This is a genomic window from Flavobacterium sp. SH_e (assembly GCF_025717045.1).
In the GTDB taxonomy this organism is placed as follows: domain Bacteria; phylum Bacteroidota; class Bacteroidia; order Flavobacteriales; family Flavobacteriaceae; genus Flavobacterium.
Window position 1 is genome coordinate 403486 of the sequence record NZ_JAOVZN010000008.1, and the last position, 6000, is coordinate 409485.

Consider the following 6000-nt stretch of genomic DNA (forward strand, 5'->3'; position numbering starts at 1 on the left):
AAAATAACACACATGCTGCTATAACTTTGCCTCAGAGAAATGAACGAAAAAAATTTAATACTATAGAATATGAAAAAGATTATGAAATTAAGTTTAGTATGTGCAGTACTTCTAACAGGAATGAGTACTTATGCAATTGATGGAAATGAAGCGTTAAATCTTCATGTATTAAAAGGAAATGGCAAGGTAATTGCTTTTGGAATTAATCAATTACAAAAAGCTGTTATCAGTATATACGATATTAATGGTAATTTAATCTATACTGAAAATGCTTCTGGTAAAGAAGGAATCTTAAGAACTTTCAGTTTAGAAGAATTTCCACAAGGAAAATACATTTTAGAAGTTGCTGACAGCTACAAAAAAGTAAAATACGATATTACAGTAGATGCAAAAACTTCTGTTTTATCTTCAAAAGGAACTACTTCTTTAAACTAAGAAGATATTAAAGTTAAGTGTTACTTCACGGCACTTAAAATTTTATACTCTTAATACAGTATAAAAAGTGAGGTTAGATAGTTAGTAAGTTAAAAACTTTCAAAAGTTTTAAAAACAGCTCTTTGTGGTTACTGAGCTGTTTTTTTTTGCTTTATACTTTTTTTACCGTGGCGATTTTTTTTACCGCAAAGACACAAAGGATAACGCAAAGCACGCTAAGTTTTTTACCGTAAACTACTTATATAAAAACAAAGTTCGCAAAGCTTAATAGATAAAGCTTTGCGAACTTTTATTCTATAAAATTTACTCAAAAAAACTTTGCGAAAATCTTAGCGCACTTTGCGTTAAAACAACACACAATACAAAAAACTTAATCCCGATAGCTATCGGGATAAAACCTTAGCAATTTAGCATCTTTTCAAAATTCCTACATTTTCTAAACAAATCTTTAATTCAATGTAAATTAAAAATCACGAAAAACGTTGAATAATAATAATCGATTTAACGAAAACGATAAATATAATTCAAATTTTAACCTATAACGGTTTCGTAAATGAGAATACAGCATCGAAATAGGAAAATACAGTTGTGATTTTTTACTTACATCTGAAGTAATTTAGCATCAGAGAATTAGAAGAAATAATTAATTAAAAACTAATTACCATGAAAAAGATTATCAGATTGAGTTTAGTAGCAGCGTTGCTTTTTACAGGAATTAGCACATACGCAATTGATGGAACTGGAGAGTTTAATCTTCACGTAATTAAAGCTAATGGAAAATTAATCACTTTCGCTCTTAATCAAACGCAGAAAGCTAATTTGGCAATTTACGATAAAGAAGGAACTCTAATTTATTCTGAAACTGCTTCTGGCAAAGACGGAATCTTAAGAACTTTTAGTTTACAAGAATTCCCAGAAGGGACTTATTTCTTAGAAGTTGAAGACAATATCAAAAAAGCAAAATATGAAATAACAATAACTGACGAAAATACTGTTTTATCTAAAAATGCAGTTTCTTCAGTTTACAAACCAGGTTTTGCTAAAAATACAAGCGTAGCAGTACGCTAGAAAAGTTTTATACTCTTATACAGTATAAAAAGTGAGGTTAGATAGTTAGTAAGTTAAAAACTTTCAAAAGTTTTAAAAACAGCTCTTTGTGGTTACTGAGCTGTTTTTTTTTTACCTCTAAGTTTTTTTTACCGCAAAGTGCGCTAAGAATTACGCAAAGTTCGCAAAGTTTTTTTTCACAAAGCTTTGCGAACTTTGCGTTTTTATAAACCTCTTGCATAATAATCCTTATCGTGCTTTGCGTAAATCTTAGCGCACTTTGCGGTTAAAAACCCACTTGGTTTTGTAAATAAATCCTTAATCCATTGTAAGCTTAAAATCAAGCAAAACATTAAATAATAATTAACGAATTAACTAAAACGTTAAAAAAAATTCACGTTTTAACCTATAACGGTTTCGTAAATGAGAATATAGCATAGAAATTGGAAAATACAGTTGCGCTTTTTCATGTATTACATAAGTAATTTAGCATCAGAGAATTAGAACTAATAATTTAAAAACTAAGTACCATGAAAAAGATTGCAAAAATGAGTTTAGTAGCTGCGTTGCTTTTCACAGGAATTAGCACTTACGCAATTGATGGAACGTCGGAGTTTACTCTTCACGTAATGAAAGCTAATGGAAAACTGATTACTTTCGCTCTTAACAAAGTACAGAAAGCCAACTTAGCAATTTATGACAAGGACGGAACACTTATTTACTCTGAAACTGCTTCAGGTAAAGAAGGAATTTTGAGAACTTTTAGTCTAGAAGAATTTCCAGAAGGAACTTACTTCTTAGAAGTTGAAGACAGCGTAAAAAAAGCGAAATACGAGATCACAATTGGTGATACTGCCTCTTTATCAAGAAATGCAGTTTCTTATGCTTACAAAGCTGGTTTCGCTAAAAATTCGAGTGTTGCTGCACGCTAATTTTTATACTTCAAAAAGGTATAAAATAAGGTTAGAAAAAATTAAAAATAACATTTTTATTGTTTAAGAAACAGCTCTTGGTTGGTTATAGAGCTGTTTTTTTTATTTCTATTATCGAAGGAAAATAAATTATTGTTCGATTTAAGAAAAGTATTCTTATTAATAAAATAAGTGGCTTTAAAACACTTAAAAAAATATTAAAAATTTTAAAACCGCGAGCCCAGCAATTACGTACATAGTTCAAACAAAATGCAGAAATAGTTTCAATTCAGCAACTTAAGTGTTTAAAAATGCCAATTTCTTGCTAAAAATTAAATTTGTATTTGTAGTTTTACGCGTTCCACATTTAGTAATTTAACAATTTAAAAAAAACATGACAAAATTTACCAAAGCTGGTTTAGTTGCTGCCTTTTTTTTAGCGACTGTGTTTACCTATGCCATTGAGGGAAAAGGTGATTATATTTTAAACATCAAAACAGGAAACGGAAAAGTAGTTAGTTTTACTTTGGATACTGTAGAAAATGCATCTTTCTCTATTTATGACGAGAATCACAACTTACTTTATGCGGGAGAATCTGCAGCAGACAAGTTAGAAGTTTCAAAAACAATTAGTTTAGAAAGTTTTCCTGCAGGAACTTACATTCTTGAAGTGAAAGCAAACGACAAAGTTGCGAAACACGAAATTAAAGTTGCTGCTAAAAAAGTTAAGACTGTAAAGTTAGACCAATCTGCTAATCAGAGTCCTTCTTTCCGTCGTTAATTTTTTTGCCCTAAAAAATTGGAAAAGCAGCTCGTACCAGGAGCTGCTTTTTTTATTTTATTTCATTTCTGAAAGTAGAACCAATTTTAACGAGTTTCCAAAAAACTTCGGTTTCATTGGTTATGATTATTTTTTGAGATTTGTGGTAAAAAGACGAATGTCCAAAAGCATAGATATAATCAAGCAAATCTATTAATTTGAAGCTTTGTCTGTACTCTGATCTTATTTCATCGCTATTTGCAAAACAAACGTTTCCAGATTCTTGTTCGTCTAAAAACAACAATTTCAAATGATCTGAAAACTTCGCTATTATAGTATTATTTACAGTAGATTCTTGAAATAAAGAATTAATCATAAAAGACGATTCTATACAATTCTGCTGTATTTTTTGAATGTAAAGCTTCAAATCAGCATTAGCAGAAAATGTATTTTTATTGTTCTGCAAAGCTTCTATTTTACTGAAATATTCCTGTATCGTCATTTTGATTTCTTTACTGATATAAAGTTAAATCATAAATTTTACATTAAAATGCAGAAAATCAGCCATTTTTAAGATACTCCATAAAATAAGAAACCAAAATTGACGTTCTGTTATTGATTACAGCAGCTTTTTGGCTGTCAAATTATTTTCAAAAACAATTAAAAACACGATAATACCACGCCCCAAACAAATACTCATGCAAAAGAAACTTCTCACTTTAGTCTTCTTAATTGTGCTTTCATTTGAGGCTTTTGCTCAAAATGAAGTTTATATAACAGACAAAGTCAACGACAAATATGCTTATGTCGATGCCATAAAAATCTACGAAAAAGTCGCTGCAAAAGGCTATAAATCTGTTGACTTGTTTCAGAAACTAGGAAATTCATCTTACTCCAAATATAAATTAGACAAAGCCGCCGAATGGTATGGCGAACTATTTGCTCTAACCTTAGATTTAGATCCAATTTATTATTACCGTTATGCAGAATCTCTACGTTTCATCTGCGAAAACGAAAAAGCTGATGCCATATTGGAAAAATTAAAACGTAAACCGAAAGCTGTAGCTAAAAGTTAATTCAATAAAGCTTATTATAAAAAAACCTCTCATAATCTGAGAGGTTTTCTTTTATATAAAATTTACTATTTCTGATTTAGCAATTTCTCTAAATATTCAATCTTATCTTTTTCTGCCTGAAGCAAACGCTCGTAAAGCTTTTTATTTTCTTCTACCGTTTCCATTAATTTATCTAATGGATTGAAAGTGCAATGATTTCCAAAATGTACATTACTATCTTTTGTATCATTAAAAGTATTGAAATAATTGATTGCAGCTTCGTCTGAAAAATTCTTAATCGCTTCAACAGATACACCAAGTGCTTTTGCAACCTCAACGAGTTTTTCGTCATCAATGGTTTCGCTATTTTCCATAGCCGAAATCGCCTGCTGATTTGTTCCTAAAGCCTGCGCCAAAGCTTCCTGCTTCATATCACGAAGTTCACGAATACGGCTTATTTTTCGCCCTATATGATTTGGTTTTGTTAGTGTGCTCATAATTCAAAGATAATAATAAAGTGTCAAAATCGGTAAAATGTAAAAAACAGATTTTTTTGCCGTGCAATACAGTAAAAAATGATTTCGTACAGCAAAATCTATTTATTCCTTCGCCGAATTAAACAAAAGTACAATTTTTCTTATAATAATTTTATAAAGCTCAAATTGTAAACTAATTAAAAAAAATATGCCTTATGAAAACGAACGAAACCGAAGCTTTACAAAAACTGCAAAAATTAACTGCTAAGTATTTTACAACCCTAAAACCAACCAATGAAGCCAATTCTTATACCGCACAATTTAAAGTGGTCAATTATTTAGAACTCGGCTGCCTCATTACCGATTTACTCAAATTATGCATTCTAGCGCTTGATAATGACATGCATAATTTTTCTAAAAAAGATAAAAGTGCAACTATTAATGTGAGTCTGATTTTGGAAACGATTCTGAATTTGTTTCCTATGGATGAAATGGAGTTTTTGGGGTTTGTTGGGGAGGTTGCTGGAGAATGATTGTCTTTTTTGCTATTCCAAAACGGTATAAACATAGCCCGTGGTTTCAACCACGGGAACGTAACGATTGTCTTGCTCTTATTGTGTACCCGTGGTTGAAACCACGGGTTATATTTGATAATTGGATTTTGTTGTCTTACTGGTGCGAGCGGGGAAAAGTTCTAACGTTAAAAATCTCGCAAAGACGCTAAGTCGCAAAGTTTTTACACAATCTTGTCATTTCGACGTAAGGAGAAATCCTCGCAAGTAACTCCTCAACATTGCGTGCTCAGCGTACGAAGATTTCTCCTTACGTCGAAATGACAAACATTATGGAAATTTCTTGTTTTGCTGGCGCGAGCAGATTTTTAAATATTTTTCTTTACTTTTAAAGTTGTATGAGAAACTTTTAAAAGCTAAATAAATACAAAACCGATGGATAATAGTACCGAAGAACTTTTTCATTATTTAAATCAATCTATATCAAATAATGTAACTTATAAAGACTTATCAAATTTATGCTTAACATTATTTTGTACCTGTAGTTTTTTGCCGAAAAGGTTTGAAACAACAATTATTAATAAAGAAAATTTAGCTATACTGTTTTCTACAATTGCAAAAGAGAAAAATATAGTTTCTTATCCACCAACTGCTTCATTTTACGGAGCTTCATTTCATAATACTCATAATGAAGGACATTGGCTAGAAGTAATGGCAAGCGTATTGAAATTAGGAAGAGAACCTAATATAGAAGAAGCTAAAAATTTATTGATATAATCTCTATCGCAGTCGCGAGCGTCTCGC

The 6000-nt window shown here is 30.7% G+C and carries 9 protein-coding genes; 7 read left to right on the forward strand and 2 right to left on the reverse strand.

Annotated elements, in window-relative coordinates; genetic code table 11:
- The first annotated feature begins 69 nt into the window (after positions 1 to 69).
- From OD917_RS19830 to OD917_RS19845, 4 genes are all read left to right on the forward strand, one after another.
- A complete protein-coding gene (locus tag OD917_RS19830) occupies positions 70 to 435 on the forward strand; it encodes a DUF3244 domain-containing protein (RefSeq protein WP_111286869.1) in 366 nt (121 codons plus the stop codon).
- A 663-nt stretch (positions 436 to 1098) separates the two neighbouring features.
- A complete protein-coding gene (locus tag OD917_RS19835) occupies positions 1099 to 1503 on the forward strand; it encodes a T9SS type A sorting domain-containing protein (protein WP_111286871.1) in 405 nt (134 codons plus the stop codon).
- A 509-nt stretch (positions 1504 to 2012) separates the two neighbouring features.
- Complete coding sequence (locus tag OD917_RS19840; RefSeq protein ID WP_111283226.1) at positions 2013 to 2414, forward strand: secretion protein; 402 nt, start codon at positions 2013 to 2015, stop codon at positions 2412 to 2414.
- A gap of 373 nt (positions 2415 to 2787) precedes the next feature.
- Entirely contained in the window at positions 2788 to 3174 is a 387-nt protein-coding gene (locus OD917_RS19845; RefSeq protein WP_263525145.1) for a secretion protein, read from the forward strand.
- 52 nt (positions 3175 to 3226) lie between these two features.
- On the opposite strand, the gene OD917_RS19850 is transcribed toward OD917_RS19845, so the two are convergent.
- Positions 3227 to 3655 carry a hypothetical protein gene (locus OD917_RS19850; protein ID WP_263525146.1) on the reverse strand — a complete coding sequence of 143 codons (429 nt, stop codon included), beginning with the start codon at positions 3653 to 3655 and terminating at the stop codon, positions 3227 to 3229.
- A gap of 196 nt (positions 3656 to 3851) precedes the next feature.
- Between OD917_RS19850 and OD917_RS19855 the strand changes: the two genes are divergently transcribed.
- A complete protein-coding gene (locus OD917_RS19855) occupies positions 3852 to 4229 on the forward strand; it encodes a flagellar motor protein MotB (RefSeq protein WP_263525147.1) in 378 nt (125 codons plus the stop codon).
- A 65-nt stretch (positions 4230 to 4294) separates the two neighbouring features.
- On the opposite strand, the gene OD917_RS19860 is transcribed toward OD917_RS19855, so the two are convergent.
- Complete coding sequence (locus OD917_RS19860; protein WP_263525148.1) at positions 4295 to 4705, reverse strand: helix-turn-helix domain-containing protein; 411 nt, start codon at positions 4703 to 4705, stop codon at positions 4295 to 4297.
- A gap of 194 nt (positions 4706 to 4899) precedes the next feature.
- Here OD917_RS19860 and OD917_RS19865 point away from each other — a divergent pair, with 194 nt between their 5' ends.
- Both OD917_RS19865 and OD917_RS19870 read left to right on the forward strand, forming a co-directional pair.
- The gene (locus OD917_RS19865; RefSeq protein WP_263525149.1) at positions 4900 to 5217 is read left to right on the forward strand and encodes a hypothetical protein; all 318 of its coding nucleotides are present in this window, start codon (positions 4900 to 4902) and stop codon (positions 5215 to 5217) included.
- Between the two features lie 414 nt (positions 5218 to 5631).
- On the forward strand, positions 5632 to 5973 hold the full coding sequence (locus OD917_RS19870) for a hypothetical protein (protein WP_263525150.1): 342 nt from the start codon (positions 5632 to 5634) through the stop codon (positions 5971 to 5973).
- Positions 5974 to 6000: the final 27 nt, after the last annotated feature.